The sequence below is a fragment of the Paraburkholderia guartelaensis genome, from assembly GCF_004353905.1.
GTDB lineage: Bacteria > Pseudomonadota > Gammaproteobacteria > Burkholderiales > Burkholderiaceae > Paraburkholderia > Paraburkholderia guartelaensis.
In genome coordinates this window covers 1-3,851 of the sequence record NZ_SMOD01000112.1, presented here as the reverse complement: position 1 = coordinate 3,851, position 3,851 = coordinate 1, and the positions used below count along the sequence as shown (strand labels likewise).

Below are 3,851 nucleotides of genomic sequence, written 5' to 3'. Positions count from 1 at the left end.
ACTCAATTCGCCCCTTCTGTGTAGGGAGGCGCTCGTGGTTGTTTGCGGACACCGTGAACGGCGCAAACGCGAGTGCGAATCTCTACTCACTGGTCGAGACGTGTCGGGCGAACCGTATCGATCCATACCGCTACCTCACCTGGCTGTTCCAGCGCCTACCACTGGCGACAACAATTGACGATTACGACGCACTGCTTCCTTGGAAGCTGCCGGTCGATCTGCGCTGATCCACGTTCCTGACTCACCTCACGTTCTTCGTCATGCGACTCTGTGTGGCGTCGATGATGGATCGCATACGTCCAGCACGGCAGTCGGCCGGATGCCGGGAGCAGACTGGAGCAGCGGCACGATCTCGGTGTCAAAGATCGCGGCCAGAGGATCGGCACGGCGACGCCCGCGCGGGGCCTTCTTCTGCGATGGCAATCGCGGATCCTCTTCGATGCGATAGCCCGTGGCGGCGCTGAAACCAGCGCGCGCAGCCGCTTGGGGCGGCCCTTCCTTGAGTCTGTACTTCATGTAGAGCCTCATCTGATGGTCGTTGATGTGTCGGCCGGGCAACTCAGCCTCCCTTCGCTACATGGAAGAGCTGTTCATACCCGATTTACCGCGACCACCGACGAGGCACCCCGAGCGGGGGAGCTCCTCGGCGCGGCGTTGCGGCAGCGGTTCCGGGCTACGCCCTTCACCGCTACCGCAACGCCAGTGCTCTCATCCTGATTGACGCGCTGCTCTCATCTTGTTTGACGCGCGGCAGTACAAGTGTGTTCGTCGCGAAAACGTGTCTCATATCGTGCAGACGCGGCCCGTGACTGTCTGATTCACCGCGCAAGCCGATCTGCCGCGACAACGCATAGAAAGCGCGATGAATCTGACCGCTGTCCAACCGGTTGCCCCAGCTCGAAACGAACAGGTACGAAGATACTGGTCGCCCCGCCCAATGACGCTCGCGTTGTGCGATATAGTTTGCGAGCACCTCGCAGGTCGAGGCATGCAGAGGGACCCATCTCGTCTTGCCTAGTTTCGCGCCGCGGACCGTCAATATCCCCGCGGCCAGATCCACGTCCTGTAGCTCGAGATTGCGCGCTTCACCCAGGCGCATGCCCGATACGCTAAGCAATCCGAATAGGCAATAGTAGGTCAACGGCAGAAGTGCTTCGAGTTCGTTTCGGTATGGCATCTCCAGCGCAGCCCGCAATAATGCGCGGATCTCGTTGGTTGAATATAGGTACGGTCTAGCCCGCTTCGGTTGAAACGGTAACAAGCCTGGCGCGGGTATCTCGGTGCGGAGATCGGTGGCACTGCGATGGCGCGCAAACTGGCGTACATAGCTCAGACGTTGCGCCCATTGCGCGGGCTGAACGCCCGATGGCTGTCGAGCCCACGCGAGAGCCAACGCCTGGGTAATGTAGGTAGCACGATGCTGTTCCATAAACGCGACGAAATCTGGTAGCGCATTGCCTGCCTCTTTCAGCTTGAATCCCAGGCTGCGCCTCAGATTGAGGTAATCCTGAACGGCCTGTCGAAGTGTGTTCATCGCACACCTCCCGGCCACGGCAAAGCGAGTGTGCGTAATGCCTTGATGTCTACCTTCAAATAGATCTTCGTAGTCTGTGGATGATGATGCCCCAACACCTCGCCAATCTCGCTGAGCGATGCCCCATGGCTCAACATCTGGGTGGCCAGGCCGTGGCGGAACTGATGGGCTCCCATAGTGGGCGCATCGATGCCAGCGCGCTGAAGCGAATTCCGGACGAGGGAGCCGACACCGCTTTGTCCACGAAAGCCTGTGATTGGAGCCTTTGCACGCAAAAATACGCGGCGACTGGCACTATGAGGACGCCCGTGCCGCAAATATGCGGCAATTGCTTTGCCGACGTCTGCGGGCAACGGTAGCTCGCTGCGTTGCCCACCCTTGCCGCGCACGCTCACCTGGCCCGCGTCCCAGTCGATATCATCGAGCTCGAGAAAAGCGACCTCACCAGAGCGTAAGCCCAATCGCGCGAGTAAGAGCAAGATGGCGTAGTCACGACGCCCGACCGAAGTCCGTCTATCGATGCTAGACAGCAACTGCCGCGTCTGCTCGGCGGAAATTGCTCGAGGAATTGACGGCATCGACCAGTTGGCGACGACCGGAACGGCGGCAGCCAGGTCCAGCGTAACGTCGCCGCGATAACGCGCATAGCGTAGAAAAGAGCGCAGCGCAGCGGTCATGAGCTTGGCTCGCCTCAAGTGCAAACGTGGCGCACGGAACTGCACGAAGCTCACGACATCCGCGGCACGTAGTCGCGACAAGTTGACCTTCCCGTCACCGAAACGATGGTGGAGAAAATCGCGGACGAACGGCACGTAGTTAATGACGGTTGTTACGGCGAGGGCCTGAGCATCACGCAAGTACTCCGCGTATGCCTGTACGCAAACCTCAGCCGGTGGCACCCGACGTCTGGCTGTCTTCTCGACGGGAATCACGCCCTCACTCCGCATAAAATCGATGAGATGACGGAGTGCAGCCCGATCCCCACGGTAAGGTTGCACATGTCGGGCGCGATAGCGCAAATACCGTTTTGCGTGGTCGTAGCAGATGTCCTTTACGTTGACACCTGTCTGCTTGAGCCATCGGCTAAAGCATGCGGCGATACGTACCTGCTGCTTCAGGGACTTCGCGCTATACCCCTGAGCGCTGATCGCACTTGCAAAGGATACCAAATGAGCTGCAAGCGGCCCTTCTGGCGCCTGAGAGAGCGTGACCTGATCATGAATGATGTACTTCACGACGACCTCCTTCCCCGGCATGGGGAGCGGGTGGAAGGAGTCAAGATTATCTCTATCTGGTGCAGGCCGTTTACCCTAAAAAACGTGCCGTGCTGCAATTACCAGACATAATCCGGAAGGGGATATAGTGCCGCTAATATACCCAACGATATAAGCGGCATACCGCTGCGGTCCACCTTCTGGAATCAGGTGTCGAAATCAACGTAATTCGTGGCTGGCTCGGACATGTCAGTGTCGATACTACCAACCGATATGCAGAACTAACGTTGCGTGCAAAAGCCGAAGCGTTGGCAGCGTGTGCGGTGAATCCTGGTGTTTCGGCGGGATCCCGAGCTCGTACCGCCTGGAAGGACGACAAAACTCTTCTTGAATGGCTCAATTCGCTGTAGCAAATTATGTGCTCAAATATTCGTTCCCCGCCGCCTCAGTACGGGAACACCGCGCTTGCCGCCACATAACGCCAGCGGGCACAGAACCTCGATTTTGTTCCCGGGAACAAAATCGATGACGATCTCTCTGGTGACGCCGCCAAATGCCTCGAATGCCCGCGCATGGCAAGCCAGCAGCGTTTCGATACGCATGTCGGTGACAAACTCCGCGTAGCTGACGCGGCTGTAGCCCAATGTCGCAACGAACGCCGCGAGCATGCCGAGTTTGTGCCCCGGCTTACGAAACTCGATCCAGTCCATCTGCATCTGGTGGCCCGGCTCAGTCTCGAATCTGACCACCGGGTCGGGGCGTGCAGCGGGGCGAAGCTTCTGCAAATACTCCTGCACCCGGCGCAACCAGAGGTGGTGCCGCTTGTTCGGACAGGGTCCCGCGATTTTTAAGTGGAACGTCCGGGGCGATCATGCTGCCGATTTGATCGCTGGCAGCGTCGCGAAGTATGCCTCATCGGGCGTCTGATCCGCCAGACTCGAATGAGGACGTTTGCGGTTGTACAGCTCAATGTATTGGCCAATGGAGCGCCGGGCGTGGCTGACCGACTCGTAGGCTCTCAAATAAATCTCTTCGTACTTGATGCTGCGCCACACGCGCTCGACAAACACGTTGTCGCGCCAGGCGCCTTTGCCGTCCATCGA

At 58.7% G+C, this 3,851-nt stretch carries 5 protein-coding genes and 2 pseudogenes; 2 read left to right on the top strand and 5 right to left on the bottom strand.

What is annotated here, in order from left to right; translation table 11 throughout:
- A partial coding sequence (locus E1N52_RS43080) for a transposase domain-containing protein (protein WP_133191043.1) occupies positions 1-227 on the top strand: 227 nt, incomplete at its 5' end.
- Between the two features lie 73 nt (positions 228-300).
- Here the strand turns inward: E1N52_RS43080 and E1N52_RS43075 are convergent.
- The 3 genes and pseudogenes from E1N52_RS43075 to E1N52_RS43065 all read right to left on the bottom strand — a co-directional run.
- A pseudogene (locus tag E1N52_RS43075) lies at positions 301-558 on the bottom strand (IS21 family transposase); the annotation flags it as partial.
- A 130-nt stretch (positions 559-688) separates the two neighbouring features.
- Complete coding sequence (locus E1N52_RS43070) at positions 689-1,534, bottom strand: tyrosine-type recombinase/integrase (protein ID WP_133191161.1); 846 nt, start codon at positions 1,532-1,534, stop codon at positions 689-691.
- On the bottom strand, positions 1,531-2,769 hold the full coding sequence (locus tag E1N52_RS43065) for a site-specific integrase (protein WP_133191159.1): 1,239 nt from the start codon (positions 2,767-2,769) through the stop codon (positions 1,531-1,533). The genes E1N52_RS43070 and E1N52_RS43065 overlap by 4 nt, the downstream gene beginning before the upstream one ends.
- Before the next feature lie 179 nt (positions 2,770-2,948).
- On the opposite strand from E1N52_RS43065, the gene E1N52_RS43060 reads away from it, so the two are divergent.
- A complete protein-coding gene (locus tag E1N52_RS43060; RefSeq protein WP_425468215.1) occupies positions 2,949-3,158 on the top strand; it encodes a hypothetical protein in 210 nt (69 codons plus the stop codon).
- A gap of 111 nt (positions 3,159-3,269) precedes the next feature.
- On the opposite strand, the pseudogene E1N52_RS43055 reads toward E1N52_RS43060, so the two are convergent.
- Both E1N52_RS43055 and E1N52_RS43050 read right to left on the bottom strand, forming a co-directional pair.
- A pseudogene (locus E1N52_RS43055) lies at positions 3,270-3,554 on the bottom strand (DDE-type integrase/transposase/recombinase); the annotation flags it as partial.
- 63 nt (positions 3,555-3,617) lie between these two features.
- On the bottom strand, positions 3,618-3,851 hold a 234-nt coding region (locus tag E1N52_RS43050; protein ID WP_133190276.1), incomplete at its 5' end, for an integrase core domain-containing protein.